Genomic DNA, 26,403 nt, shown 5'->3' on the forward strand with positions numbered 1-26,403 from the left:
CCTTATCAGAACTGCCAGCGCAGCCAGGCGAAGAACACGTTGCCGTTATTGTAGGTGCCTGGAATGTAGGTGGCCTGGAAGGTGAGCTGCTGATAACCGATGGAGGCCATCGGCAGCGGGGCCGGGAGCGGAATATAGTTCCAGTTGTCGCGCGCGGTCACGCTGGCGGTAAAGCCCAGGCCAAGACGAAAATCTTCGCCCTCAATCGGCCGCCAGATATTCTCATAGGCATAGCCGCCGATCGGCTCCCATTTGTTGAACGAATCCTTGAACACCATAAAGTAGATAGTGTGCCAGTCACCGTCTGCGTCAAAGCGCGAAATGCCGTACCCCGCGCCCCACGGACGTTCGTTGTAGCTATCGATCTTTTCCTGATCGTACGTCCAACGGTTGTGCCAGGTAATGGCCGGCAGATAGAGCTCTTTATTCGGCGAATCAGTCCAGGTTTCGGCAACGTTATTCTTAAAACGCCCCCACCAGTTCTGCTCTTCCGTCGCCGTATTGCTATTTTCTGCACTAACCTCAGCATAAGAAGGCAGTGCAGAAAATAACAACGCCAGCGAAGATGCCAAAAGAGTCCTTTCAAAACACATCATAAAGCTCCTGTAAAAATTAGCGGGGGATTTTTACCGATCGCCCTGCCGAGATCAAGCCGTATCACAGTGGCTCCGTGCCATTTATACCCGCTTGTTGATGTTTGGTTTATACCGGCCACCGGGTAAGTTTCCCGCAGTGAGAACCCGGCTAAGCTACTCATTTTTCATTGGTTTGCATGTCAGAAAACTCTCTTTTGTTACACTTGCATCTCAAGGCGTTATAGCAAGGATTTAACCGTTTTTTGAAAGAAAAGGTTACATTATCAGTCCAGGGCTGCCTGAATCTGCGTTTTTCCTTAGTTCCTGACGTGGCAAAATATTGACAGTGCGCCGAGGGAGAACGTGATCCTTTCCACAACTCCCGCTCACATCAGTGCGCAATGCGACGCATCCTACCACGCTAGACGGCAGGCTATCAGGGTTACTCGCCAACACGCAGAAGTGTAAAGCAGTTCTGCCACCCACGGCAATGAAACGGGCCAAAGAGGTTATTCAGCAGATTTATCATCAATAATTCATTTTGTCTTTTACGGTTAAAATAACTGAATCAGGATAGATGCATACCAAGAAAAATCCTGCCACTATTCTCAATGCCCTCTGACTGCGGCATTTCTATAGCATTTCGCTTCAATTCTCTGGGAATCTCTGTGTTAGAAAAATACCCGCAGCTGTTCTCAGCCATGACCCCTTAGCCTTTTAGGGCGTAAATTCCCGCATACGATACGGTATTGGCCAGTAAGCCAAGAAAACTTGAACAAGTTTCCTCTTTCACCAACTGTTAAAGCTGACCAGGCATATTCCGTCCGCCTTGAGCCAATCACAAATTCAACGATTAAAGGAGCAACATCGCCAGCCGCTCTCTGCTGTGCTCCTTCAAATAGCAATAAATTAATATGAATGTGGAGCAGTAATGAAAATAACGATAGGTGCATTCCTCCTGCAACAGCTTCGAGCCCTGAATGTAGAGCATATCTATGGCGTGCCTGGTGATTACAACTTGGCCCTGCTGGAACTGATTGAGCATGACGCCAACATAGAATTTATCGGCAACTGTAACGAACTGAATGCGGCTTATGCCGCCGATGGCTATGCCCGCCTCAACGGGGCTGGTGCACTCATCACCACCTACGGCGTGGGCGATCTGGCCGCGCTGCCTGGCATTGCCGGTGCCTACGCGGAATCGGTCCCGGTTATCTGCCTGGCGGGCACACCGCCGCTGTATGCCATGAAAAGCCATGCTCTGGTGCATCACTCGTTGGCAGACGGCAATTTTGACAATGTGATGAACTGCTTTAAGCAGTTCACCGTGGCGCAGGCGCTGATTACGCCGGAGAATGCGGCCAGCGAGATCCTTCGCGTGCTCACCACCGCCTGGCAGCGGAAAAAACCGGTTTACCTGCAATTGCCTTCCGACATTTGCGACGTCGAAATTGAAGTGAACACTATTCTCTCGCCGCACTTACCCAACAGCTACGCCAGCACTCTGCGCTTGGCGGCAACGGCATTACTCAAACGCATTCAACAGGCGCAGCGGCCGATGATCCTGATCGATCAGATGGTTGATCGTTTTCAACTACAGCCGCTGGTGCTTGCGGTCGCCGACAAGTTCGCCATCCCATTGACCAATATGCCCACGGCAAAATGCGTGATCCCTGAGAGCACGCCGGGCTGGCAAGGTGGCTACAGCGGCGATTTGTCATCCCCTGAACTGTTCGAAAAGATGGCTCAGGCCGATTGTGTACTCAGCCTTGGCGTGCGCCTGGTGGACTCCACCACCGGTTATTTCAGCCAGCAAATCCTCCCGCAGGCGATGGTGGATATCCAGCCCTACTCGCTGCGGCTGGATAACACCACGTATCCGGCGGTAACGGCAGCGGATTTGCTGCGTACGCTGCTGGAACTGGCTGAGGAAACTAGCGCCCTACCGCAGGCTCCGCTGCCAAAGCTAAATCAAACATTGGCGATGCCAAGCGATGCGCTGCTCGATCAGGCTTATTTCTGGCAACGCATCAGCCACTTTATTCAGGCGGATGATGTTCTGGTGGTCGAAAATGGCACCTCCGGCGCGGCAATGGGGGCGATGCGCATGCCGGACGGCATAACGGTAGTGAATCAGCCCATTTGGGGCGCGATCGGCTATACCCTGCCCGCGCTGCTCGGCACCCTGATGGCGGCCCCTGCGCGCCGGCACCTGCTGTTTATCGGTGATGGCTCATTCCAGCTTACCGCACAGGAAGTTTCGACCCTGCTGCGCTGCGATCTGAAGCCGATTATCTTCCTGATTAATAACCAGGGGTACACCATTGAGCGCTATATCCTTGGGGAATCATCGTCTTATAACGATATCGGTTCATGGGATTACGCCAAACTGCCAGCGGTGCTGAATCGCCAGGCGACGCCGTTCTGCGTGGCGGTAGAGACCAGCCAGCAGCTGGAAATGGCGCTGGAACAGGCATCAAGGCAGGATCGGCTGGCCTTTATCGAGGTGAAATTACCGATGATGGACGCACCGCCCGCCATGAAAGAGTTTTGCCAGCGTTGTAACCACTTCAACTTTGGCCAGCACGCCACGCTGTCACGCAGCGCAAACCCACTGTCAGGCAGATTAAAGCGAGGTTGGGCGTAAGGCTGTAGACTTTTAAAGGTAACTATCTCGTCGATAAGCTTATTTTGCATGACAAGGAGGGCATATGCCTGACAATTCCGTAACAATACTGGATAGCGTAGTGCGTTTTCTCGATCGTCAGCACGGCCTGTATATCAACGGCCAGTGGCAGGCCGCCCAGGCGGAAGCCCGGCTGGCGGTGTATAACCCTGCCGATGGCAAGCAAATCTCGTCCACCGCCGATGCCAACGCCGCAGATGTGGCGCTGGCGGTCACCTCGGCTCATCAGGCATTCACCAGCGGAGTTTGGGCGCAGCGCCTGCCTGCCGAGCGCGAACGTATTTTACTGCGCTATGCCGATCTGCTGGAGCAGAACGCCGAAGAACTGGCCCAACTGGAAACGCTGGAACAGGGCAAATCAATTAATATCTCCCGGGCGTTCGAGGTAGGTTGTACCCTGAACTGGATGCGCTACACCGCCGGGTTGACCACCAAAATCACTGGCCAAACCCTGGACGTTTCCATTCCGATGCCGCCGGGTGCCAAATATCAGGTTTATACCCGCAAAGAGCCGATCGGCGTGGTGGCTGGCATCGTGCCGTGGAACTTCCCGCTGCTGATCGGGATGTGGAAGGTGATGCCCGCGCTGGCGGCCGGTTGTTCGATCGTGATCAAACCATCAGAAACTACCCCGCTGACTCTGCTACGCATGGCGGAACTGGCCAGCGAAGCGGGCATACCGCCCGGTGTGTTTAACGTGGTGACCGGCAAAGGTTCGCTGTGCGGTAAAGCGCTGACCGAACACCCGCTGATCGCCAAAGTCAGCTTTACCGGCTCTACGCCGGTGGGCAAAAGCATCGCTCGCGCGGCGGCCGATCGCTTAACCCGCGTCACCTTGGAGTTGGGCGGTAAAAACCCGGCCATTGTGCTGAAAGATGCCGATCTGCAACAGGTGATCGAAGGGCTGATGGCGGGCAGTTTCCTCAATCAGGGGCAGGTCTGCGCCGCCAGTTCGCGTATTTATATCGAGGCACCGATTTACGATCGGTTGGTGGCCGGTTTCGAACAGGCGGTGAAGTCGCTGTCTGTCGGGCCGGGCATGGATGGCAGCGCACAGATTAACCCGCTGGTTTCACAGCATCATCGTAACAAGGTGGCGGCCTACCTGGACGACGCCAGGAACAAACATGCGGAGCTGATCAGCGGTGCCTCTGGGCCGGATGCGCAGGGTTTCTATATTCCTCCCACCTTGGTGATTAACCCGGACGATAGCCTGAACCTGACGCGAGAAGAGGTTTTCGGCCCGGTGGTTAACCTGATCCGCGTGGCGGATGCCGAAGAAGCGTTACAAAAAGCCAATGATACCGATTATGGTCTGACCGCCAGCCTATGGACCACCAGCCTGCAAGCGGCAATGGCCTATACGCCGCGTATTCAGGCAGGCACGGTGTGGGTCAACACGCATACGCTGATCGACGCCAATATGCCGTTTGGTGGTTTCAAGCAATCTGGCACCGGGCGCGATTTCGGCCCGGACTGGCTGGATGCTTACACCGAATCGAAATCGGTCTGTATTCGTTATTAAGCCTAGCGCCAATATTTAGGGGCACTGTTTCCAGTGCCCTTCAGACTACTGACAAAGCTGGTTATTAGGGGGAGCGTACCGAAGGGGTCGTAACGCCGTAAGCCGTCGGAGTGCCCCTCGGTGCACTAGCATAGGTATCTACAGATCTTTGCACGGAAGGTGGGACTCCCTCTCCCTTGGGAGAGGGCGGGGGTGAGGGGGCTTTTTATCACGATCTATTGCCAGCGACTCCGTTGGAAACTCATTGTCATGGACAACAAAACCCATTGAATTAATTGATATTTAATCAATGAAAGTTCGCCGTGAATAGCCCCTCACCCTAGCCCTCTCCTGCGGCTGTCTCTTGATCAGATCTCCTGATCAAGAGACTTCGCCAGTTTATACCCTTCAACGATATCCTGAAGCTTGAACCATCCCTCCCACATCACTACCCATCCTGCTCGTCCCGTCCGTTTACTGTCATACCAACGCCCCAGCTTCGCCAGATTCAGGTACGCCCACTTCACACTCGGCGGCCTCTTCGGCAACGTTTTACCTTCCTGTTTCACCCACAGCAACTTCCATTCAAGTGGACTCAGTACCCGTTCACAGCTTGCATTGAGCGTCTCTTCACTCAACCCGCCCTGGCGTAACGACAACACCCGCACCGCTATAAAGCTCAGGATGACGATCATTCGCTCCAGATTATTTCGCGTTTGCATCCGTAGCTGTTCCACCTGCGTTCCACCGCTTTTCCACGCTTTATGGTATTCCTCTATCAGCCAGCGACGCTCGTAGTAACTGATAATCACCCGGGCTTCTTCCGCTGATGTGACTTTTTCTGATGTCAGAAGGTGCCAGCACGCTCCGTCTTCTCCTTCTTCACGACAGCAGATATACGTCAGTGGGACGGTATTTTCTTCTGACGTACTCCCCGGCATTTTGAGTTCGACCGAGCTATAGCGGATACTCATTTGTGCGTCACGCGCGGCACGTCCGCCTTTCTGGACCACATTCAGTCGATAACTGCCTGCTTCTGTTAGCGTTTCTGGCAACTCCAACAGCTTCTCATTATGTCCACTTAGCAACCGGTTCTGAGCGGCTCGAACGATGAAGCGCTGTTTGTTTTTCGTTTTATAATCAAGGTAATGCCAGATATCCGCTTCCCGGTCACAGACGGAGATAACGTGTGCTTGTGTGTCACCGAGACGTTGTGCCGTTCGTTCAGATGCCTGTTGCCATTTGTAACTCTCTTTCTCTTCATAAGGCACGTGTTTACGTTGGTGCTTTTTACCGTATTTGTTCGCTTCACGGCTCCAGCGATGCTGGTCGATGAGCCCCAAGAACAGTGCGTGCTCAGGAGCATAAAGCAGGACGGTGTGGGCTAACAGGCCATGCGTATTCTTGCTGGTTGTCGTATTTCCCAACTCGTCATACGCGGTGGTGTGAGCGAAGTTAATGGAGGTGGTGTCTTCCAAAGCAAGTAGCAGGGTGTGCGTCTTGGCGGCCATTGCTGTGGCGTTGAAGCCGGCCTCGGCAATGGCATCGGGTGAGACGTTGGGATTGCGGATCAGACGATAAACCCCTTCAACCTCAGCGGTGGTTTGGGATGATTTCACAATAGAAAGTCCTGTATTTTTAGCCAACGAGGCAGTGAATTTGACGAGACGCTGAGTTCGCCGGTAGTCGCCAAGTTGAGCGAGCCCAAAAGTGTCATTAGCCCATGAATAACAATCAGAAAGCACCATACTAAAAACCGAAGAAGAGGAGAATATAAAGAGAGATCAACAGACGGGGAGAAAGTTCAAAAACTCCCCGGCATTTGTGCCGGGGAAATGTGTATAAGAGACAGCTCCTGCGGGGAGGGACCGTTCAGTGCACATTTCAAGCACCAAAGCCGCAGCAAGCCGTGATACCTATGGTGCGCTAGCCCCGGGTATCTCGGGCTAAAAGGCAAATTTACCATCAACCTCAGGGGCACTGCTTGCAGTGCCCCTAGTCATCGTCTCGCTCAATCCTGCGGTTTTCCATTCAGATTCAACGTCGGCGTTTCATCGAAAAAGTTCCAGGGCTTGAGCAGCACATGCACCCATTCTGTTGGCATGATCGGCCACTCTTCCGCCCGCGCCACATGGGTGGTACCGGTGGTCAGCCATACCACATCATCGCTGTTGTCGATTGACTGATTATCGGCGGTGTATTGCCCCAGCCCGGTATCCTGCGTGGAGCGGTTCGGGTATTTACCTTCCGGGTAACGTTCATCCGGTTGGTAACGCGTCACCCACAGTTGCTTATCCATAAAGCTCAGGCGGTGATAAATCCACTCATCTTTGCCGAAGTTAGCCCCTTTGGCGACCGGGTGCGTTCCCCCCGCATACGGAATCAACTGATAGGAAACCGGGTTACCCATTTTGTTCAGCTTGCTGGTGTTGCTAAGCAAGCGGATGGTGGCAGGATCAAACTTCTGCGCCGCCTGCTGCTCAGTGCTGACCTTAACCTCGTCAACCTGCATAGTACTGGTGCGTGGGCCACCCCGATCGTTGGGTTTCACATCTGGGTTGAGTTCCACCAGGCTATTGTTTTCGCCATCCACGTCCATATCCAGCCGGAAATTGTAGATATGCTGATGCGTGGTGCCGACGATGTTGTGATCGATCAGCGTGCCGTACTGCGTATCCTGCTTCGCGGTCGGGTCCTGCATGGTTCTGGCCTTCACGCCTTTCACCGCTTCAATCCCCGTCGCCCCAGCGTTAATACCAATGGTGCCATTCTGGTGGAATACCCAGTCGAAGATGTAATCGTAGTTCCCTACCGTGCTGATCCAGCGCACCACCAGTTCACGGCGCTCGGTGCTGATATTCGGCTGGCCCATTTCCTGATGCTTATACTCCGGCCCGGCGTAACGCTCGAATAGGGCAATAGCGCGTGGGATAGCGGTGGGTTTACCGGTGTAATCGGCAATGGTTTCATCCAGCAATACGGCGTTCTGCGGGGCATCTTTGCCACGGGCAATCGGCGAGGTCAGCGTCCCCATACCGTAATCCCCCGCATCAAGATAGGCTTTGAAATACCAGCCGATATCCGGATCGCCATAAGGCACAATCATGCCCCCTAGCGAGCCTTCGTACATCACTTTGCGTTTGCGACCATGATCGTTATAGGTCACCGTTGAGAGCACCGGCCCGACGCGGGAATTGAGGTGCAGGTGGAAATCCCAGTTCTGCCAGTGGATGGTATTGCCGGTGATGGTGTAGTTTTTCCCTTCGGGTTCGACGATCTCCAACGGTTTGATCTTGGGTGCCTGACGATCGCGGCCATCATACGGCGTCGGCTTCAACGGCACCGGGACCACCGGCCCTTCCTCAATTTTTATGATCTTCTTCTGTTCCAGATCGACCACCGCCACCAGGTTTTCAATCGGATGCGCCCAGTAGTTGCCATCGCCGACATCCAGATAGCTGATCACTTTCAGCAGCCGTTGATCCTGCTTCAGGCCATCTTTACCGTCGAAATAACCCACCGTCAGCGGCGTGGTGATCACTTTGGCAGGATCCTGTACGCCGCGCTTTTTCAATGCGTCGGCATATTCTTTGCTGCCGTTGATAATCGCCTGCACGCTGGCAAAATCATCCAGAAGCACCATTCCATGAGCCCCTTGGATCGGTTGCCAGGACAGCACTTTTTTCTGCGGTAAATCCACCACGCTTTCAATCACATGAACGCCATCCAGCAAGGTGACATCGGCCTGTCGCGGTTGCTGCACGCTGCTGCCGTTCAGCACAAACTGCCAGACCTGATCTTTCGGCGGTTCACGCAGCGAAATTTCGGTAAAGCGCAGGTTATTTTTATACTCTGGCGCAGCCTTGATGGTCGCAACCACCGCGTTGATCTCTGCCGCGCTCAGCGGATTCAGCGGATGTGCCCGGTGTTCAACGGCGAAGGTCTGATCCAGCCCAGACTGGAAAACGTCGTTAATGAATCCTTCAGACATATAGGCAGTTTTACCTTTGAACACCACCGGCACCGGCAACTTCAGCGGTTTACCATTGACGATGGCTTCGTGAGCGCTCGGTTTCACCTTCACGTAGGCACCGTCTTTGACGATCACAAACATACGCGCGTAGTCATCCCACTGTACGCTGGCCCCGAACTCCTCCAGCGTTTTTTGCATCGGCACCATCTTGGCCGCAGCACCGTGTGCCAGCGCCGCAGTCTGCCAACCCGTTCCTACCAATAACCCCAATGCCAGCGCAATGGCTGCTGGCAGGCGTTGGGTCGCCATGATTGTTGTTTTAGATCTCATTATTCCCCCGCACGAATCAAAGAAGCATCGACATCCGTTATTGTTGTGGTGAACCCGTCAGCCGGGCCCTATGCCAACATAGCAACTCTCAAGCGGGGATATTTTGTTGTGCTTGCCATCCTGTTTGTCGTTACTGACAATCTGCACGGCAAGCGCACGAACGGGGGAAAGGTTGGGGTTACTGGTACTGCTTGCGATACGCGCTTGGCGAAACGCCAAAGCGCGCCTTAAACGCGGTAGAGAAATGGCTGTGGTCGGCAAATCCCCAGTCATAGCCAATGTTGGCGAGCTTTTGCCGCTCTTTTGCCTGGCGTAGCGCCTGTGCACACAGATCCAAGCGGCGGTTTTTGATGTACTGCGCCACAACCAGCCCCTTGCGGGCAAACATGCGGTACAAACTGCGCACGGAAACCCCTATCTCACTGGCGATCCACTCCGGCCGTAGCTGTTCCGACTGAATATGCTGGTCGATAAACGCCAGCGAACGGGTGAAGATCCGCTCATGGCTATCCTGCTGTTCTTCGCCCCCTGCCAGCACCGGCCGCAGCAAGGTCGCCACTGCGTTAAGTACCGCTTCGCTTTCCACCTGACTCATCTCAGGATTCTGCATACTGCCCAACACCAACTGTAGGCTGAGTTTCGCCGCCGCAGCCTCGGTGCCAAGGCGCTGGGCACAGGGAAGAGTGATGAATCTCAGGTGTTGCTCAATATAGCTGCGAGGTAACACTAGAGAGAGTTGGCGTGAGTCCTGCTGATAAATAAAGCTACAGGGCTGCGAGGCATCGATAAAAGTCATATCCCCGGCCGATAGCCTGGTCTGGTGATGCCCCTGCTCCATCATCGAACTACCATGCAGTTGGAAGGCAGCAAAAAAATGCGAACTGTCACTGCTCTGAGCAATTTCACGTCGGGTCCGATAAAGCCGGGTTTGGGCAATATCAACCACGCTCAGACGCAGTGCATGGGCACGGAATTCTTGTACCGCGCCGCTGAAGCCCGGCCCCAAGGTTTTGGCACCAAACCGACCGCAGGCAGAATTGATCTGCCCTAACCACTCTTCGAAGCGCGCATCCCTGACCTGTGTAGAAATTGCCATAATTAACCCCTTGAAACATAAGCAACAAAAGAGAAACTGGCTGATTTAGCCCACTACCGCGAAGCGATAGCTGAGGCATTTTTGACATTGATTGAAAAATCAAAATAACAATACGTTAACATTTAGTCAGCATTATCTACGGGATTTGGCGCGGAGATCACACTCGGCTTTCAGTGACAGAATGAGAGAGATCTCACTACCACCTTTAAAGCTGGCTGATATTTTGTTGTATAAACAAAAAACTAAAAGGAATTCAAGGAAACGTAATTGATGACAACAGAAAAAAAACTTGCCATCCCGACGTTGAAAACCCGCAGGCTGATATTACAACCGCTAGAATTATCAGATTCAGAAGATATTCAACGGTTGTTCCCACACTGGGAAATTGTGCAATACATCACCAATCAAGTCCCCTGGCCTTATCCCGAAGGCGCAGCACGGCAATTTGTTCAGGAAATTGCGCTACCCAATATGGAAGAGGGCTCTGGCTGGTACTGGTCTATTCGGCTTAAGGAGGATGATCGTCACTTAATTGGCGTCATCAATCTTTGCGATACACCCAATGCCAACCGTGGGTTTTGGCTGATACCGGCATGGCAGCGTCAGGGGTTGATGAGCGAAGCCAGTGAAGTGGTTACCGATTTCTGGTTTAACCAGCTTGATAGACCTGTGCTGCGTGTGCCCAAGGCAAAAACCAATCTTGCTTCAAGGCGAATATCAGAGCGCAGCGGTATGCGTGTGGTTGCCACCCAGTGGGCTGATTTCGTCGGTGGGCGCATGGAAACTGAGATCTGGGAAATCACCCAAGACGAGTGGAATCGCAACCGATAAACGCGCGTAATTTGTACTGATTGCATGATCCAGATCACTGTATGGATATACATTATTAGTGACAATCCTTGCCAGGAAACGAGTCAATCAAAAACCTACAGGAGAGTGTAATGAAAACGAATATCGTTGGTTGGTTTGAAATTTATGTTGCCGATATGCCACGGGCGAAAAAATTCTATGAGTCTGTTTTCAATACTCAATTTGAAAAAATGGAAAGTGAGGAGATGGAGTACTGGCTATTTCCTTATCAGTGTGGGAGCGAGGGTGCAGGCGGTGCGCTGGTTAAGATGGACGGCGTTCCGCCAGGGCCAGGCGGCACCATGGTGTACTTGATGTGCGAAGACTGTGCGGTAGAAGAGGCGCGAATTGTGCCTAACGGCGGCGAGATCTTGCGTCCGAAGTTTTCCATTGGTGAGAATGGCTTTATTACCATTGCAAAAGACAGTGAAGGCAATGTGATCGGCCTGCATTCGATGAAGTAACACCGTTATCTTTCAAGCTGCGGCCTGGTTGGTCGCAGCTTGAAATGTGACAGATATAACCAAAGTCTTTGGCGTTTCAACCAGGTATTTATCACGATATCAAAAATACCAGCCGGGTCTGGCAATCGCCTATTTTTTGATTTACATCAAGCTATCTGTCTGTTGTTTAAATAACCGCTGCGGTAGACTTTCGCCGCATAAATACCCCGTATTAGCGCAATGCCGTTCACTTAAGCGCAAAACGGCATAATTATGCAGCAGGTGCTGAAGGTGTGGCCTCCCTCGCCCTGTGGGAGAGGGAACTGGTTAGCCTTAACCGATCGGCATTGCCGTATTAGCGCGTGTTTTCGCCATTGGTTGAAAGCACCAAAGGCGTTATCCCCATCATGCTTCGCTGTTCTGCCTTTCTCCTGCGTCGAATTTCGTTGTAGACCTTTGGCACTGGCGATTATGCCGGGGTTTAGCGTTTAAAAGGACATAAAGGATGCAACTCAAAGATATCATTCATAAACAACGTCCACTTAACGCTTGGGAAGACGCGGAAAAAATCCCTTGGCATGATCCAGCCTTCAGTGAACGTATGTTGCAAAACCACCTTGCTCAAGATCATGACTGGGCCAGCCGCCGCCTGTCACTGATCGACAAACAGGTTGCCTGGATCCAGCACCAGTTACCGGCACAAGCGCAGATCCTTGATTTGGGCTGTGGCCCAGGGTTTTATCTTCAGTGCCTTGCTCAGGCAGGCTTTCAATGTACCGGAGTGGATTTCTCACCGGCGTCTATCCACTATGCGCGCCAACAGGCACTAAATGAAGGGCTTGAGATCCGTTATCACTGCCAGGATATCCGCCAATTCAAGCCTGCAGAGCAGTATGACTGCATCATGATGACCTTCGGTGAATTCAACGTATTCAGTAAAGCGGATGGGCTGGCGCTGCTTAAGCACATGGCGAACTGGCTGAAGCCTGATGGGCAACTGATTATGGAGGTCCATACCCAGGAAGAGGTGAAACGCCAGGGAGAAACGGGGAGCCGTTGGGAATCTCACCAACAGGGATTGTTCTCCTCCACACCACACTTGGTACTCACAGAAAATGCCTGGGACGAACAACGCAATATCGCTTCAGCCGCCTGGTGGATTATCGAATCAACTGGAGAAGTCTCCCTCTTCGCCAGCCACATGCAGGCCTGGAGCGATGAAGAGTACCGACAAGGTTTACAAACGTTGGGGATAAACCACATCAACCGGTTGACGGCCAACGACTGGCCAACAGGTGAGGACTTTGCCGGGAAGCTGTATGTATTACATGGCGTTAAGCAGCCATAATACTTAAGGAATTAATGGAGCCAGGATGCAAGAGAGTCGTTTACAAAATCACAGAAGCCGTTCGGTAACCCTATTCTTTCCGATCTCATTGATCCTGTTTGAGTTTGCCGCCTATCTGACCAACGATATGGTGCAGCCGGGCATCATTGATATCGTCAAGGAATTTAATGCCGATGTCAGCCTGGCACCGGCCTCGATCAGCGTTTATATGGCCGGTGGCATGATATTGCAGTGGTTACTGGGGCCCCTTTCCGATCGTATCGGCCGCAGGCCGGTGTTGCTGACCGGTGCGCTGCTGTTTACTCTCGGCTGCATCGCCACCCTATTTACCCATAACATGGAGCAATACCTGCTGACGCGGTTTATTCAAGGCACCAGCATGTGCTTTATTGCCACCGTGGGCTATGTTGCGGTGCAGGAGGTGTTTGGCGAGAAGGATGGCGTCAAAATGATGGGCCTGATCACCTCGGTTACGTTAATCGCCCCGATTATCGGCCCGTTAGCCGGTGCCGCCTTCATCCAGATAGCCCACTGGAAAGGGATGTTTGCCCTGATTGCCCTGCTGGCACTGGCCGCCTCGATCGGTTTATGGCGCAATATGCCAGAAACCGTTACCGCCAAACGTGGCACATTCAGCCTTGCAGGGATTGCCACCGATTTTAAACAGGTTTTCCGTAGCCCCTGTTTTCTGGCGGGTGCCTTCGCCATCAGTTGCGCCTATATCCCCATGATGTCCTGGGTGGCCACCTCACCGGTGATCCTGATTGACGACGGCGGGCTCTCTTCCGCGCAATATGCCTGGACGCAGGTACCGATCTTTGTTGCGGTGATCCTCGGCAGCCTGATGGTGGCCAAGCTGGTCGGCGAACAGCCGTCAGACCGCATTCTGTGGGCTGGCCTGCCTATTCAGCTTGTCGGGCTAAGTGTCGCGCTGCTGGGTAATCTCTTTATCCCCCACGTCTGGGCCTGGTCGATTATCGGAGTCAGCCTTTATGCCTTTGGCATTGGCATGACCTTCCCGATTCTGTTCCGGCGTACGCTGTTTTCTAGCTCATCCCCCAAGGGAACCGTCTCGGCCAGCCTCAATATTATCGTGCTGAGCACCATTGCCCTGAGCATTGAACTGGGCAGATGGATTTATCAGCATGGCAATAAAGAGCTGTTTCACAGCATGGGGCTTGTCGCGGGCGTATTGAGCCTGATTTTCCTGGTACGGTTCTTGAGGCTGCTAAAAGCGAATGACGGCGCGCAAGATCTGCTCAAACAACCGAGTGAGGAAGCTCAGGGATAAATACAGTGGGCTTCAGATTACAACGCTGAGAACCACATAAAACGCAGCCTCCAGATGGCAGGCGCCACCCTGTACGCCTCTGGAAGCCGTTATCAGCAGCCCGATTATTCCTCGAAGAACCAGTAACCCTGATTAATCAGCCCGGTTAACTCAACAACGAACGCCGGGTTACGCAGCGCCTCACCCAGCTCTTTTTTACCGATCGCGGTATAACGGCACAGAGCGTCAGCGGCTTTCGGTTCCACCGTTTCCAGCCGTTCGCTGTTGATGAAGAAGCTGTCGCCGACGCGCAAAACCCGCAACCCGCTCAGGCGCGTCAGGATTTCACCGCCCAACAGGGCATCGATAATCTCATCCGGTTCATAAGGCGGTTGCGCGGGGGCGATATCCAGCTCGTGGCGCGGCGTGGTGGCAAAGCGGCCGAACCACTGCTTAAAATCTTCCGGCTGCTTAATCATGTCGATCATCATCAGGCGCAGGCGATCGAGTTCATACTCTTCAACCTTGCCAGGATGCTCCCGACAGGTTAGATCAGGATCGCTGTAGTGCTCACCACCGAGATCGTTTTCCAGCGCATAGTCAGCGAAACTGCTGATCAAATCCCTGCCGTTAGGGCCACGGAAGCCGACGGAATAGTTGAGCGCGGTTTCATGCGTGAAACCATCGTGCGGGAAGCCCGGTGGAATATACAGAATATCGCCCGGTGCCAGGTCTTCATCAATGATCGGCGTGAACGGCTCAACGTGCAGCAGCGCCGGATGCGGGCAAAACTGCTTCAGCGGCAGCTTGTCACCAACGCGCCAACGGCGGCTGCCCATGCCCTGGATGATAAAAACATCGTACTGATCGATATGCGGCCCAACGCCGCCGCCCGGTACGGAAAAGGAGATCATCAGATCGTCTAAACGCCAGTCCGGCAGCACGCGAAACGGGCGCACCAGCTCGGCAGACGGAGCATGCCAGTGGTTAACCGCCTGAGCCAGCAGCGACCAGCCGGTTTCACCCAGATTATCAAAGTGCTCAAATGGCCCGTTGCTGGCCTGCCACAGGCCGTTTTCTTGGCTGACCAAACGGCTGTCTACTTCCGCTTCCATTGCCAAACCGGCCAGTTCGTCCGGCGTGATAGGGTCGACGAAGTCAGGGAAGGCATTCTTCAGTACAACCGGTTGTTTTTGCCAATACTTTTCTAAAAATTCGGGCCAGTTAAGGTTCAGTTGATAAGCCATACTTTCACACCTGTGAGAAGACAAACAGGTGTGATTATAAAGAGGCTAACGCCTGCACCGCCTTGTTATGGGTCAAGACTGTGCCACTTCTTATTACTCCACACGTTTCCCTTGTGCATCCACCACCCGCTCGCCATCTTCCTTGGTGAAGGCGCCGCGCTGGGCATCGGGTAAAATATCCAGCACCACTTCAGAAGGTCGGCACAGTTTTGTCCCTAATGGCGTCACCACAATCGGGCGATTGATCAGGATCGGATGCTGTAACATAAAATCGATCAACTGCTCATCGCTAAAGGACTCTTCTGCCAGCCCTAGCTGCTCATAGGGTTCCACATTCTTGCGCAATAACGCCCGAACCGCGATCCCCATATCCGCGATCAGTTTCACCAACACCTCACGGCTTGGCGGCGTATCTAAATAGTGAATAACCGTCGGTTCAGTACCACTGTTGCGAATTAACTCCAGCGTGTTACGCGATGTTCCACAGGCCGGATTATGATAAATGGTCACATTGCTCATCTGGGTGCTCTCTTATTGAAATGCCTGCTGGCATGTTGGTTTTACAGGGAAATAGATAATCGCAGGGCCAACGCCGCCAGCGTAACGAATAGCACCGGGATCGTCATAACAATGCCCACCCGGAAGTAATATCCCCAGGTAATGGTCATATTCTTTTGCGCTAGCACATGCAGCCACAATAAAGTGGCCAGGCTGCCTATCGGGGTGATTTTCGGCCCTAAATCGCTGCCGATCACGTTGGCATAAATCATCGCCTCTTTGATCACGCCGGTGGCAGAACTGCCATCAATCGACAGTGCCCCCACCAGAACGGTGGGCATATTGTTCATAATGGAGGACAGGAACGCCGTCAGGAACCCGGTGCCCAGCGTGGCAGTCCACAACCCTTGATCGGCAAACTGGTTCAGCAAGGCGGAAAGGTAGTGGGTCAGCCCGGCATTACGCAGGCCGTAGACCACCAGGTACATCCCCAGCGAGAAAACCACGATTTGCCAGGGCGCACCGCGCAGCACTTTGCCGGTATTAATGGCATGCCCTTTCTTGGCAACGGCAAACAAAATCAGCGCCCCCACGGCGGCGACCAGGCTGACGGGTACGCCGAGCGGCTCCAGGGCAAAGAACCCGACCAACAGCAGAACCAGCACCAGCCACCCGGTTTTAAAGGTGTTCAGATCGCGGATAGCCTCTTTCGGCGCTTTCAGCAGAGACAAATCGTAAACGGCGGGAATATCTTTGCGGAAAAACAGATGCAGCATCACCAGCGTGGCGGCAATTGCAGCAAGGTTGACCGGCACCATTACCGCCGCGTATTCAGTGAATCCGAGGTTGAAGAAATCCGCCGAGACAATATTCACCAGATTCGACACGATCAGCGGCAAGCTGGCGGTATCCGCAATAAAGCCCGCTGCCATCACAAAGGCCAGGGTCGCGCCACGGCTGAAGCCCAGCGCCAAAAGCATGGCAATCACAATCGGCGTCAGGATCAATGCAGCACCATCGTTGGCGAACAGCGCCGCTACCGCCGCCCCTAGCAAGATAATGTAGGTAAACAGCAAACGGCCCCGGCCATTGCCCCAGCGCGCCACGTGCAGTGCGGCCCATTCAAAGAAGCCTGATTCATCCAGCAACAGGCTGATGATGATCACGGCGATAAAGGTCGCGGTGGCATTCCAGACAATCTGCCAGACCACCGGAATATCGCCGAGATGAACCACGCCGCTCACTAGCGCCAGTATCGCGCCGAGCGTGGCGCTCCAGCCAATACCCAATCCTTTAGGCTGCCAGATCACCAGCACAATGGTCAGAACAAAAATAGCCCCTGCCAACAACATAACGCCCCCAAAAGGCCAAGCCCCTGAAAAATGATAGTGAGTTAGGCACCGCACGGCCGGATAGCACAAACGGTCTTCCTATAAATTTGATGGCTACATCGCCCATTCAAATATGAAAAATCAGATATGACTGAGCAAATTTTTTAATCAATCAAAAGCAAACAGCCTTGCTACCCCTTTGCGCCAACAGGGCGACTTCATCGCGTTGGCTAAGATAAGCCTGCTCAATCACCGTTGCCGCCCAGGCGGGAATATGCGGTGACAAACGATAGTGGATCCACTTGCCTGCGCGGCGATCCAGCAGCAACCCTGATTCTCTCAACATCGCTAAGTGTCTGGAGATCTTGGGCTGAGGCTCATTTAACGTATTGCAAAGCTCACAAACGCACAGCTCGCCGGACTCTCGCAGCAGCAGGATGATATTCAGGCGGGTTTCGTCTGACAGATTTTTGAACAACTGCAACGGCGTGAGAGCGATCATGAAAACTCCAAGACTGAATACTGGGGTTATCTTAGGGCGATGGCAATCAAAGTCAACAATACATTCGTTTTTCCATATGCATATGATGATCAGCTAGCGGGGTTTGGGGATGAGAAGTGGGAGAACTTGCACGCGGTACACCGCATTTTCTGCTCTATGGGAGAGAGAAGTCGATAAATTCAACCACTGAGATGCGCTTTAGGTTATGGTAACCCCTCACCTTTCACGGGAAGCACCGGAGATGACCGATTATTCTGCTCCACATACAAACGGTCTACTTGCGGCGTTACCGCCATCTGAATGGCGCCGTCTAAAGCCCCTGCTCACGCGGGTTGAGCTACCGTTGGGCAAAGTATTGTACGAATCGGGCGATATTTTGACTCACGTCTACTTTCCTGCAACAGCCATCGTCTCGCTGCTGTATGTGATGGAAAACGGCGCCTCCGCAGAGATAGCCGTAGTGGGCCATGAGGGGATTGTCGGTATCTCGCTGTTTATGGGCGGAGACTCTACCCCGAGCCGGGCAGTAGTACAAAGTGCCGGATATGCTTTCCGTTTGCCAGGCCGCGCGTTAAAAAATGAATTCCATAAGGGGAAGGAGTTACAGCGCCTTTTCTTGCGCTATACACAAGCCCTCCTAACCCAGATGGCGCAAACGGCCGTCTGTAACCGGCATCACAGCATAGACCAACAGTTGTGCCGTTGGCTGTTGCTCAGTTTAGACCGCTTGCCTGGTAATGAACTCATCATGACTCAAGAGCTGATTGCCAATATGTTAGGTGTGCGCCGCAGCGGTGTCACCGAAGCCGCACTCAAGCTGCAACAGGCAGGATTAATCCGCTACGCACGGGGGCTGATAACCGTGTTGGATCGCCCTGGGCTTGAGCACCGCACATGTGAATGTTACTCCGTCGTGAAAAAAGAATATGACCGCTTATTAATTTATTCGCCGAATAGAGATCACCTTTCGCTATAGATGAGTTTATCAGCGATTAATGATAGATATTTTAGTGCCCTCGATGCTTAGCCCTGCCATCAAGCCTTGCTGATCAAAGATAAAGGCATACGCAGCATCTTTGAGCGTTGATGATGACAAATTCTTAGCCACACCTTCATTCACTACCACGATCGTTGGCCCAACACCCACTTCCCAACCTTTAGACTTTTGCAGATACTCAACCGCGCTGTCATTCATCAGGAACACTACATAACCATAAGACTGAGCGCCTGCCTGTAACCCCCAGGAAGCTGACACAGAGTTATAATAGTCGACAGGTTTATTATTTTTTAACAGCACACCCTCACCATAGCTGCCGCCGAACACTAGCCCTGCCTTAATCACTTTAGGGAATACCAGTATAGCGCGCGACTGTGCGGCAATTTTCTTGGCTACCGGGTTATGCTGATATAGAGTATTGAGCGCCTGCATGGCATCTCTATCTAAATCACTTGCCGATGCAGCAACAGCCTGCCCGGAACTGATGCCAAGGATTAGCATAGCCATTATAGGGAGAATGTTTCTTTTAAATATATTCATTTTATTATCCTAATATTGAGTTTATATTCGTTCATCTTTTTTTATTCCGTGTCAATCATAACCTAATAATTCGCAAGCATCGGTACGCTGACGTACATAGTGGTTCGTCGTCCGATATTTTAACTTACAGTGCCATAATTAAAAAATGACTACGGGCTATCCTACCCGTATAGAGGTATACTGGTATTCCATGCATCGGCCAGGAATAAGATATGTCTATCTTTGATACCCTTAAGATGTTTAGTGACACATCAGTTAAAGTCACATGCCCGCATTGCTCGATTAAATCAGATCAAAGCAGCGAAAAACTACGTAAGCATGTGACTCTTATTTGTCGTAAATGCGGTCATTTTTATTTACCTGAGGAGGAGTAAAATTTCGAGATAATTTAACTCCGCAAAAAAACATCATGCAATGATGGCAATTTTTAAAAAACACTCCATGCTTAATGAAAATACCTATGGAACCACTCAAAATGAATAATAGAAAACCTGAAGATATAAAGATCAACGAAGGGCTGGCTAAAGTACATAAAGCCAGCGAGTTAATTTCCGAAGATGAAATCAACCGTTTGGCTGAAAAGGCCAAAGAGGAAGCCAAAATAAATATGGATAAACACGATGCAAAGAAAGCACAAAACAATAAATAACAACAACCCCATAACAAGATGTTAAAAAATCCGTGTTATTACCAACGGATTTAATCCCCGCTCTACCGTGCTGCCATCATCCTGACAATGAGAACCGTGCACTTGCGGGGATCCCCCAACCTGCCAGCTCAGCCCGTTTTACTGACCCATGTCACATACATTAGCCTTATCAATCTTTATCATATGCCGTAACGTCCGAGGTTCGGAGTTTTCTGGAACAATCTATTTCCCCATGCCGCATCCTGCCTTCCCGACGCCACTTAATCCTATGTTTTCTTTATCTGAGTGAAAGGATCTCAACGTGGAGATATCCCCCCCTTCAACAGCACGTTTTTATGCTTTGCGCCTCTTGCCGCAACAAGAACTCCTGAGCGCTTTACGCGACTTTATTCGGCGGAATGGGCTTCATGCCGCCTGGATAAGTGGCTGTGTCGGCAGTTTAAGTGAGGTGGTTTTTCGTTATGCCGGGCGTGAAGGCACCACGTTATTAAGCGGAAAGTTTGAAGTGGTATCGCTGATTGGCACGTTAGAAGCGGGCGGGGAACATCTGCATATGGCCGTCGCGGATGAGAACGGTCATATGACCGGCGGCCATGTGATGGAAGGTTGTATTGTGCGCACCACGCTTGAACTGGTGATTGGGGAATTGAATGATGCCGTGTTTAGCCGACAGCCTTGTACGCTCTCAGGTTATGACGAATTAAACGTCAAACCACGTTAATTGTCCTAATGCTCGTCAGTACAGACTAGCCAGTTCCCTCTCCCTCGGGAAGAGGGGACGTTATCTTTAGCCTTGTGCCGCATGATTATGCCAATTTTTGCTTAACCGAACGGTATTAGACTCATTTTCCTGCAATTTAATTGAGGGTTGCTATGACAGGTAAACGGTTGTCGAGCCAGACGCTGGTTTTGATTGTTATCTCTATTGCTATCAACATGATTGGTGGGCAGTTGGTGTCGATGTTGAAATTGCCTATTTTCTTCGACTCCATTGGTACCGTTCTCAGTGCCATACTCGCCGGGCCGATTATCGGCATGTTCACCGGTTTGCTGACCAACCTGATCTGGGGCTTGCTCACCGGCCCTATCGCGGCGGCCTTTGCTCCCGTGGCGATGGTGATTGGTCTGGTCGCGGGGTTGTTGGCACGCATCGGCTGGTTCCGTTCGTTACCGAAAGTAATCCTCAGTGGGGTGGTCATTACCCTGGCGGTGACGGCGGTTGCCGTACCGATCCGTACTTACCTGTTTGCCGGGGTGACCGGCAGCGGCGCAGATTTCTTGGTCGCTTATGTGTATTCCATGGGCAACAATCTGGTTGATTCCGTGGCAATAACCGTACTGGGAGCCAACCTGGTTGATAAAGTGCTGGCAGCCGTTATCGTCTGGTTACTGGTGCGCAATATGTCACAGCGTACTTTACGTAATTTCCCGGCCATGGCGGCCGTTCGTTAATGCATCCTTTTACCTCCCTGACGATTTGGGTGGTGCTGGGTACCAGCAGTTTGTTAATGCCGTTGGGTTATCCGCTGTTAGCCTATAGCCTGGCGAGCGTTCTGCTGCTGCTCCTGCTGAAAAGCACCCGGCATCGCTGGCGCTATGTGGCGTGGATCATGTTACCCATGGCGTGCGGCTTATGGCTGGTGCACAGCGGTTGGCTGGCGTGGTGGCTACGGGGCGAGGTGCGTGACGATAGCGAACTGTTGCAGGCGGCAGCCCTGTGGCTACGCCTGCTCGCCTTACTGTGCAGTGGGCAAATCTGGCTGCAATATGTGCCACCACAACGCATTATCCGCGCACTGTTTGCCAGCCGTTTGCCGCTCGGGCTGGCCTATCTGTTTGCTGGCCCATTGCTGATCGTCGAACAACTGCGAACCCAGCTTACTGCGATTTATCAAGCGCAACTGGCGCGGGGCGTGCCGCTGGATGGTTTTTGGTATCAACGGCTGCGCTATATCCCAGCATTGGTAATACCTTTAACTCACAGTGCGTTGAATGATTTAACCGCGCGCAGTACGGCGCTGGATATGCGCGCGTTTCGCCTGCACCCAAAGCGCACCACGCTCTGGGCACCGATCGATAGCCCACAACAACGCCTGGTGCGCTATGGCTTGCTGCTGTTGGCGATGCTGGAAATAGGAGCTTGGCTATGGTTGTGGCACTGAACGCGCTGGGCTTTACACCGCAAGGATCTACTGGCTGGCACTTGGATAACATCAATCTGCATTGTGCCGAGCCAGGTTTATATGGCATTCGCGGCGGCAATGGCAGCGGAAAAACCACGCTCGCACAGCTGCTGGCGGGCTGTTTTCCCGATTTTTTGCCCGGTACCTTACAGGGTTCCGGGTATGTACTTGGCAATGAAATTGGCTCGCGGCCGCTGGTTGAGATGGCGCAGCAGGTGCAGCTCATTCAGCAGGCACCACAGCTGCAACTCTCTGGCTGTGCCTTCACGGTGGAAGAGGAAATCGCCTTCGGGCCAGAGAATCTTTGCCTTGATGAAGCGGAGATCCTCGAGCGTATTGAACAGGTGCTAACCTTCACCCACTGCCACGCACTGCGCCATCGTCATCCGGCAACGCTCTCCGGCGGGGAAGCGCAACGGGTGGTGATAGCCTGCGCACTGGCGATGCGCCCTAAGCTGTTATTACTCGATGAAGCCTTTAGCCGCCTGACGCCAGAAGCTGCTACGACGCTGCTACAGCAACTGGTCACCTATGCGGTTCAACAGCAGTGCGTAATCATCCTTTTTGAACGAGCGCTTACCAATGTTGCGGCGTATTGCCAGCAAACCTGGGCACTCACGCAGGGCAAACTCTCCTTATGCTAACGATTGCATCGCTGGATTATCAGTGGCCAGGCGCGGCCAAACCGCTTATTAACGGCCTGAATTTGACCATTGAAACCGGCGAATGGGTGGCTTTGCTCGGTGATAACGGCGCAGGAAAATCCACGCTATTACGCCTGATCGCCGGGTTATTAAAACCCACGGGCGGGCAGATCGCATTACAGGGGCGGAATATCACCACCCTCAAAGCAGCACAGCGGGCACCGCTGCTGGGGGTGTTATTTCAGGAAGCCGAGCGGCAGATATTTCGTAACCGGGTGCGCGATGAAATTGCTTTTGGCCTACGCCATCAAGGAATAAGAGGAGAAGCTCTGGAACAGCGAATTGCCCAAACGTTAGCGCTGTGCGAATTAACCGATGTTGCAGAGGCGCACCCGCTGGATCTCCATGCCGGGCAGCGGCGTATGGTTGCAGTGGCAAGCCTAGCCGCCGTTGCGCCGCCACTGCTTTTGCTGGATGAACCCAGCCGTGATTTTGATGACTACTGGTTGGGCGTCTTTACCCGCTGGTTGGATATTTGCCGCGCACAGGGCAGCACCGTGCTGGCCATTAGCCATGATGACTCTTTTGTGAAACTACATTTCCCGCGCACCCTTCGGCTGGCTGACGGGGTTGTAACCGAGGGGTAAGGTGTAAAGCCGAATAAACGCGGTTTACCCGGCTTTTTACTCTACTAAGAAAACTCCTCAGATCTGACCCGGCACGCATTTAACAAATTCACTCTCTTTGCTTGCCAAACCAGGCTGTTCTACCTTGATTAAATAGCTGATGAAGAACGCAAAGATATACAGCAGGGTATAGGCGATGACCACGCCAACCGTATCAAAATGCGGGAGTAGAATAACCGCAATCGCCGGTGCCAAAAAGTTCGACAACCCGGCAGACAAGTTATAAGTAGAAATTGCAGCGCCCTTGTGATTGGGCTCTAAAGCGGGGAATACTGCCGTCATGGGAACAAATGCCGCCACAAAGATGCCTAATGAAACGGCTGGAATTAAAGCGATATAGAAGTTATTGCCGAAATATTGCGGGATATAATAAAAAGCCAGGCTGGACACCGCCATACCAATGCAGCCAAACCAGCGCACCACTCGCATCCAACCCATTTTTTCGCTGACAATGCCCCAAAAGATGTTGAAGAAAATGGTGGTAGCAAAAAAGACCGTCCAAATCTTCAGCCATTCGGCCATGGTAAAGCCGAGCTCATCAACAAACATCATCGGCATAATCACCGGAAAGCCGAATAAAGAAAGCGTATTGATGATACGTACCATACTGGCATACATAATATTTTTATTGCTATGGAACAGAGTGACCGCTCGGCTCAGTTCGGTAAATTTCTCCTTGGTTGAACCTTGGTGCTTAGGCACGCTAACGTTACGCATGGAAAACATCGCAGTTACCCCGCCTATACCGCAGAACACCAGCGCAAGCCATAAGGTACCCAGTTCCCCAAAATAAGGAATGGTCACGCTCGGAATATAGCTACCGGCAACGCCAATGCCAACGGAGTAAACCGCCCAGAACCAACCCAGCGCAGAACTGAGGCTACTGTCTTTAACATTATGGACAATGATCACAATGAAAGAATAGAGAAACAGCGGATAAGCCAGCCCACGAATGCCGTAAAACAGCAAGATTAATGCGTAATTTTGCTGCCCCAAACCAAAAGTCAGAAATAGCACGTGAAATACGCACCACATCAGGAAACCAATCAGCATGGTTTTCTGTGGCGTAATAATTTCAGCCAATACCCCCGATACCCATGCCGCCAATGCGGCGGCAAAGCCATAAACGGTGAAAACCAACGATGATTGAGCCGGTGTAAAACCCAACTCTTTAATATAATGAGAGAGAAAAGCCATTTCAAATCCATCGCCGGTCATAAATATGGCGATGGCAATATATCCCCAGATAAGATTAAGAGGTAAGCCTAACCACTTTCCATTTATATTTTCCATATATTTCTCGTCTGTAAGGTGCAGTAGAAGGCACCACAACTATATTGTGGTGCCAAGCTTAGCTAAATGACGCTCTGGATTATAATTATGTTAATTTGGTATTTTAATATGCTACTGCCATTCATCGCGGATCAGTTTTGCAGTGTGCTGCAACCGTTTATAAGCCTCATAACGGTGGGTATGCAGCTTGCTGAAATGGGCATCCGGCTGATACTGATTATCTAACACAGAGAAGTGCGCCATGGCTTCTTGAACTGACGGCGAAAGTTTTGCCGCCACGGCCCCCAGAATAGCTGACCCCAACAAAACCGGTTCACTGGCTTTGGTCGCCAATACGGTGCAGCCGCAGGTATCCGCAATCAGTTGGCGAACCAAAGGGTGGCGGCCCGCCCCACCGCTAATCACTATTTTGTCGATAGTGACCCCCATCTGCGCCTGAGCCTCGATGATTTGCCTTAAGCCATAACCGATACCGCAGATACCGGCAATGTACAGCGACAGCAGGTTGTCGAGATCGCTTTCCATTCCCAGCCCGACAATAATGGCGCGGGAGTGAGGATCGGCAAAGGGGGCGCGGTTACCGAGGAATTCAGGAACCACATGCACACCATCCGCAAGCCTGGCCGCTTCTGATGCTAAAGGCATTCTTTCCAGTGCCAGATTGGCCAGGAAAGTCGGTAACGAAATGCCCTGCGCTTTTGCCTGTTCCGTTGCCTCGGCGGCCGCAGGATGGAAGGAGACCAGCTGTTTAATCGCCGCTCCGGCAGCACTTTGCCCGCCTTCATTCAGCCACAATCCCGGCACCATGGCGGAATAGTAAGGCCCCCATACGCCTGGAACGAAAACCGGGTTTTTCGTCGTGGTCATGGTGCATGACGAAGTGCCAAAAACATATGCCAGGTTATTGGTGGCACCACCGCCAACCCCCACGGTGCCAATGCCACCAGCGTGTGCGTCGATCATCCCTGCGGCAACCGGGGTGCCCACCGGCAGGCCCATTTGCTCAGCAGCGGCGGCCGTCAGGCCATTGCCGCAAGGCGTTCCAGGTTCCACGATGCATGCACCGATGCGGCGGAAATCTTCATCCGCGAGTTCCCCCAGACCGATGGTGTGGAAATAATCCGGATCCCAACGTTTTTCATGGGCCAGATAGGTCCATTTGCAGGTGACGGTGCAGACCGAGCGCGCCAGATCGCCGGTGGCACGCCAGGTCAGAAAATCAGCGAGATCGAAAAACTGCCAGGCTCGGTCGTAAATATCCGGTTTATTCTCCTTCAGCCAGGCGATTTTGGGCGTTTCCATTTCTGGTGAAATCTTGCCGCCAACGTACTTAAGCACCGGGTGCCCGGTCGCATTAATCCGCTCCGCCTGCTTGGTTGCACGGTGATCCATCCACACGATGATGTTGCGATCGGGATCTTCCGACAAACCGACGGGAAGTGGTTCGCCACCCGCATCCAGTACCACCAGTGAGCAGGTGGCATCAAAACCTATTCCGGCCACGCTTGAAGGCAATGCCCCCGAGAGAGACACCGCACTTTTTATGCTGCTGCACACCGCGTCCCAGATCTCGCGGCTCGATTGTTCGACATAATTTTCCGGGCCGCGAAACAGGGTAATTTCATGGCTGGCGTAGGACAGCATAGTGCCGGAAAGATCAAACACCCCGGCCCGCGCGCTACCTGAACCCACATCAACGCCAATCACGACCCGCTCGCCTGAATGATTTCCGCTGTTTTTTTCACTGTTCATGATTTCT

24 protein-coding genes and 1 pseudogene are annotated in these 26,403 nt (G+C 52.5%); 14 read left to right on the forward strand and 11 right to left on the reverse strand.

The window, feature by feature from the left end:
• Window positions 1-5 precede the first annotated feature (5 nt).
• Window positions 6-596, reverse strand: coding sequence for a lipid IV(A) palmitoyltransferase PagP (gene pagP, locus ACX1CU_RS18480; protein ID WP_459399695.1), 591 nt, complete (start codon window positions 594-596; stop codon window positions 6-8).
• Between the two features lie 910 nt (window positions 597-1,506).
• On the opposite strand from pagP, the gene ACX1CU_RS18485 reads away from it, so the two are divergent.
• A complete protein-coding gene (locus ACX1CU_RS18485) occupies window positions 1,507-3,222 on the forward strand; it encodes an alpha-keto acid decarboxylase family protein (RefSeq protein ID WP_459399696.1) in 1,716 nt (571 codons plus the stop codon).
• 64 nt (window positions 3,223-3,286) lie between these two features.
• Window positions 3,287-4,786 (forward strand): aldehyde dehydrogenase family protein, encoded by a 1,500-nt coding sequence (locus ACX1CU_RS18490; RefSeq protein ID WP_459399697.1) that lies wholly within the window; start codon window positions 3,287-3,289, stop codon window positions 4,784-4,786.
• A 347-nt stretch (window positions 4,787-5,133) separates the two neighbouring features.
• Here the strand turns inward: ACX1CU_RS18490 and ACX1CU_RS18495 are convergent, their stop codons facing one another.
• The 3 genes from ACX1CU_RS18495 to feaR form a co-directional block, all read right to left on the reverse strand.
• On the reverse strand, window positions 5,134-6,513 hold the full coding sequence (locus ACX1CU_RS18495) for an IS4 family transposase (protein ID WP_459399698.1): 1,380 nt from the start codon (window positions 6,511-6,513) through the stop codon (window positions 5,134-5,136).
• Between the two features lie 263 nt (window positions 6,514-6,776).
• A complete protein-coding gene (gene tynA, locus ACX1CU_RS18500) occupies window positions 6,777-9,047 on the reverse strand; it encodes a primary-amine oxidase (RefSeq protein ID WP_459402857.1) in 2,271 nt (756 codons plus the stop codon).
• 199 nt (window positions 9,048-9,246) lie between these two features.
• Window positions 9,247-10,164 carry a transcriptional regulator FeaR gene (feaR, locus tag ACX1CU_RS18505; protein ID WP_459399699.1) on the reverse strand — a complete coding sequence of 306 codons (918 nt, stop codon included), beginning with the start codon at window positions 10,162-10,164 and terminating at the stop codon, window positions 9,247-9,249.
• A 270-nt stretch (window positions 10,165-10,434) separates the two neighbouring features.
• Here feaR and ACX1CU_RS18510 point away from each other — a divergent pair, with 270 nt between their 5' ends.
• From ACX1CU_RS18510 to ACX1CU_RS18525, 4 genes are all read left to right on the forward strand, one after another.
• Window positions 10,435-10,995 (forward strand): GNAT family N-acetyltransferase, encoded by a 561-nt coding sequence (locus tag ACX1CU_RS18510; protein ID WP_459399700.1) that lies wholly within the window; start codon window positions 10,435-10,437, stop codon window positions 10,993-10,995.
• 110 nt (window positions 10,996-11,105) lie between these two features.
• On the forward strand, window positions 11,106-11,477 hold the full coding sequence (locus ACX1CU_RS18515) for a VOC family protein (RefSeq protein WP_459399701.1): 372 nt from the start codon (window positions 11,106-11,108) through the stop codon (window positions 11,475-11,477).
• Between the two features lie 484 nt (window positions 11,478-11,961).
• The gene (locus ACX1CU_RS18520; protein ID WP_459399702.1) at window positions 11,962-12,804 is read left to right on the forward strand and encodes a class I SAM-dependent methyltransferase; all 843 of its coding nucleotides are present in this window, start codon (window positions 11,962-11,964) and stop codon (window positions 12,802-12,804) included.
• A 25-nt stretch (window positions 12,805-12,829) separates the two neighbouring features.
• Window positions 12,830-14,095 (forward strand): MFS transporter, encoded by a 1,266-nt coding sequence (locus ACX1CU_RS18525; RefSeq protein ID WP_459399703.1) that lies wholly within the window; start codon window positions 12,830-12,832, stop codon window positions 14,093-14,095.
• A gap of 104 nt (window positions 14,096-14,199) precedes the next feature.
• Here ACX1CU_RS18525 and ACX1CU_RS18530 read toward each other — a convergent pair whose 3' ends face one another.
• The 4 genes from ACX1CU_RS18530 to ACX1CU_RS18545 form a co-directional block, all read right to left on the reverse strand.
• Window positions 14,200-15,321 carry a ribosomal protein uL16 3-hydroxylase gene (locus ACX1CU_RS18530; protein WP_459399704.1) on the reverse strand — a complete coding sequence of 374 codons (1,122 nt, stop codon included), beginning with the start codon at window positions 15,319-15,321 and terminating at the stop codon, window positions 14,200-14,202.
• 93 nt (window positions 15,322-15,414) lie between these two features.
• Complete coding sequence (arsC, locus tag ACX1CU_RS18535; protein WP_459399705.1) at window positions 15,415-15,840, reverse strand: glutaredoxin-dependent arsenate reductase; 426 nt, start codon at window positions 15,838-15,840, stop codon at window positions 15,415-15,417.
• A 41-nt stretch (window positions 15,841-15,881) separates the two neighbouring features.
• Entirely contained in the window at window positions 15,882-17,171 is a 1,290-nt protein-coding gene (locus ACX1CU_RS18540) for an arsenic transporter (protein ID WP_459399706.1), read from the reverse strand.
• 151 nt (window positions 17,172-17,322) lie between these two features.
• Window positions 17,323-17,652 carry a metalloregulator ArsR/SmtB family transcription factor gene (locus ACX1CU_RS18545; protein ID WP_459399707.1) on the reverse strand — a complete coding sequence of 110 codons (330 nt, stop codon included), beginning with the start codon at window positions 17,650-17,652 and terminating at the stop codon, window positions 17,323-17,325.
• Window positions 17,653-17,893: 241 nt separating this feature from the next.
• Between ACX1CU_RS18545 and ACX1CU_RS18550 the strand changes: the two genes are divergently transcribed.
• Window positions 17,894-18,628: a Crp/Fnr family transcriptional regulator gene (locus ACX1CU_RS18550; RefSeq protein WP_459399708.1), complete on the forward strand. Its 735-nt coding sequence runs from the start codon at window positions 17,894-17,896 to the stop codon at window positions 18,626-18,628.
• Window positions 18,629-18,637: 9 nt separating this feature from the next.
• On the opposite strand, the gene ACX1CU_RS18555 is transcribed toward ACX1CU_RS18550, so the two are convergent.
• The gene (locus ACX1CU_RS18555) at window positions 18,638-19,189 is read right to left on the reverse strand and encodes a lipid-binding SYLF domain-containing protein (protein ID WP_459399709.1); all 552 of its coding nucleotides are present in this window, start codon (window positions 19,187-19,189) and stop codon (window positions 18,638-18,640) included.
• A 212-nt stretch (window positions 19,190-19,401) separates the two neighbouring features.
• On the opposite strand from ACX1CU_RS18555, the gene ACX1CU_RS18560 reads away from it, so the two are divergent.
• The 7 genes and pseudogenes from ACX1CU_RS18560 to ACX1CU_RS18590 form a co-directional block, all read left to right on the forward strand.
• Window positions 19,402-19,563: a YnfU family zinc-binding protein gene (locus tag ACX1CU_RS18560; protein ID WP_459399710.1), complete on the forward strand. Its 162-nt coding sequence runs from the start codon at window positions 19,402-19,404 to the stop codon at window positions 19,561-19,563.
• 86 nt (window positions 19,564-19,649) lie between these two features.
• The gene (locus ACX1CU_RS18565) at window positions 19,650-19,838 is read left to right on the forward strand and encodes a hypothetical protein (RefSeq protein WP_459399711.1); all 189 of its coding nucleotides are present in this window, start codon (window positions 19,650-19,652) and stop codon (window positions 19,836-19,838) included.
• A 301-nt stretch (window positions 19,839-20,139) separates the two neighbouring features.
• Window positions 20,140-20,559: a PPC domain-containing DNA-binding protein gene (locus ACX1CU_RS18570; RefSeq protein WP_459399712.1), complete on the forward strand. Its 420-nt coding sequence runs from the start codon at window positions 20,140-20,142 to the stop codon at window positions 20,557-20,559.
• 152 nt (window positions 20,560-20,711) lie between these two features.
• On the forward strand, window positions 20,712-21,290 hold the full coding sequence (locus ACX1CU_RS18575) for an ECF transporter S component (RefSeq protein WP_459399713.1): 579 nt from the start codon (window positions 20,712-20,714) through the stop codon (window positions 21,288-21,290).
• Window positions 21,290-22,000, forward strand: coding sequence for an energy-coupling factor transporter transmembrane component T family protein (locus ACX1CU_RS18580; RefSeq protein ID WP_459399714.1), 711 nt, complete (start codon window positions 21,290-21,292; stop codon window positions 21,998-22,000). Before ACX1CU_RS18575 ends, ACX1CU_RS18580 begins: the two co-directional genes overlap by 1 nt.
• Complete coding sequence (locus ACX1CU_RS18585; protein WP_459399715.1) at window positions 21,985-22,665, forward strand: energy-coupling factor ABC transporter ATP-binding protein; 681 nt, start codon at window positions 21,985-21,987, stop codon at window positions 22,663-22,665. Before ACX1CU_RS18580 ends, ACX1CU_RS18585 begins: the two co-directional genes overlap by 16 nt.
• Before the next feature lie 77 nt (window positions 22,666-22,742).
• A pseudogene (locus tag ACX1CU_RS18590) lies at window positions 22,743-23,312 on the forward strand (ABC transporter ATP-binding protein); the annotation flags it as partial.
• A gap of 57 nt (window positions 23,313-23,369) precedes the next feature.
• On the opposite strand, the gene ACX1CU_RS18595 reads toward ACX1CU_RS18590, so the two are convergent.
• Window positions 23,370-24,644: an MFS transporter gene (locus tag ACX1CU_RS18595; RefSeq protein WP_459399716.1), complete on the reverse strand. Its 1,275-nt coding sequence runs from the start codon at window positions 24,642-24,644 to the stop codon at window positions 23,370-23,372.
• Window positions 24,645-24,755: 111 nt separating this feature from the next.
• A complete protein-coding gene (locus tag ACX1CU_RS18600; protein ID WP_459399717.1) occupies window positions 24,756-26,396 on the reverse strand; it encodes an FGGY-family carbohydrate kinase in 1,641 nt (546 codons plus the stop codon).
• Window positions 26,397-26,403 lie beyond the last annotated feature (7 nt).

The sequence above is a fragment of the Serratia sp. D1N4 genome (genome assembly GCF_054552755.1).

Bases quoted from the DNA above. Each gene is read 5' to 3' on its own strand.
- pagP (WP_459399695.1), bottom strand. From the start codon at position 596: ATGATGTGTTTTGAAAGGACTCTTTTGGCATCTTCGCTGGCGTTGTTA.
- ACX1CU_RS18485 (WP_459399696.1), top strand. From the start codon at position 1,507: ATGAAAATAACGATAGGTGCATTCCTCCTGCAACAGCTTCGAGCCCTG.
- ACX1CU_RS18490 (WP_459399697.1), top strand. From the start codon at position 3,287: ATGCCTGACAATTCCGTAACAATACTGGATAGCGTAGTGCGTTTTCTC.
- ACX1CU_RS18495 (WP_459399698.1), bottom strand. From the start codon at position 6,513: ATGGTGCTTTCTGATTGTTATTCATGGGCTAATGACACTTTTGGGCTC.
- tynA (WP_459402857.1), bottom strand. From the start codon at position 9,047: ATGGCGACCCAACGCCTGCCAGCAGCCATTGCGCTGGCATTGGGGTTA.
- feaR (WP_459399699.1), bottom strand. From the start codon at position 10,164: ATGGCAATTTCTACACAGGTCAGGGATGCGCGCTTCGAAGAGTGGTTA.
- ACX1CU_RS18510 (WP_459399700.1), top strand. From the start codon at position 10,435: ATGACAACAGAAAAAAAACTTGCCATCCCGACGTTGAAAACCCGCAGG.
- ACX1CU_RS18515 (WP_459399701.1), top strand. From the start codon at position 11,106: ATGAAAACGAATATCGTTGGTTGGTTTGAAATTTATGTTGCCGATATG.
- ACX1CU_RS18520 (WP_459399702.1), top strand. From the start codon at position 11,962: ATGCAACTCAAAGATATCATTCATAAACAACGTCCACTTAACGCTTGG.
- ACX1CU_RS18525 (WP_459399703.1), top strand. From the start codon at position 12,830: ATGCAAGAGAGTCGTTTACAAAATCACAGAAGCCGTTCGGTAACCCTA.
- ACX1CU_RS18530 (WP_459399704.1), bottom strand. From the start codon at position 15,321: ATGGCTTATCAACTGAACCTTAACTGGCCCGAATTTTTAGAAAAGTAT.
- arsC (WP_459399705.1), bottom strand. From the start codon at position 15,840: ATGAGCAATGTGACCATTTATCATAATCCGGCCTGTGGAACATCGCGT.
- ACX1CU_RS18540 (WP_459399706.1), bottom strand. From the start codon at position 17,171: ATGTTGTTGGCAGGGGCTATTTTTGTTCTGACCATTGTGCTGGTGATC.
- ACX1CU_RS18545 (WP_459399707.1), bottom strand. From the start codon at position 17,652: ATGATCGCTCTCACGCCGTTGCAGTTGTTCAAAAATCTGTCAGACGAA.
- ACX1CU_RS18550 (WP_459399708.1), top strand. From the start codon at position 17,894: ATGACCGATTATTCTGCTCCACATACAAACGGTCTACTTGCGGCGTTA.
- ACX1CU_RS18555 (WP_459399709.1), bottom strand. From the start codon at position 19,189: ATGAATATATTTAAAAGAAACATTCTCCCTATAATGGCTATGCTAATC.
- ACX1CU_RS18560 (WP_459399710.1), top strand. From the start codon at position 19,402: ATGTCTATCTTTGATACCCTTAAGATGTTTAGTGACACATCAGTTAAA.
- ACX1CU_RS18565 (WP_459399711.1), top strand. From the start codon at position 19,650: ATGGAACCACTCAAAATGAATAATAGAAAACCTGAAGATATAAAGATC.
- ACX1CU_RS18575 (WP_459399713.1), top strand. From the start codon at position 20,712: ATGACAGGTAAACGGTTGTCGAGCCAGACGCTGGTTTTGATTGTTATC.
- ACX1CU_RS18580 (WP_459399714.1), top strand. From the start codon at position 21,290: ATGCATCCTTTTACCTCCCTGACGATTTGGGTGGTGCTGGGTACCAGC.
- ACX1CU_RS18585 (WP_459399715.1), top strand. From the start codon at position 21,985: ATGGTTGTGGCACTGAACGCGCTGGGCTTTACACCGCAAGGATCTACT.
- ACX1CU_RS18595 (WP_459399716.1), bottom strand. From the start codon at position 24,644: ATGGAAAATATAAATGGAAAGTGGTTAGGCTTACCTCTTAATCTTATC.
- ACX1CU_RS18600 (WP_459399717.1), bottom strand. From the start codon at position 26,396: ATGAACAGTGAAAAAAACAGCGGAAATCATTCAGGCGAGCGGGTCGTG.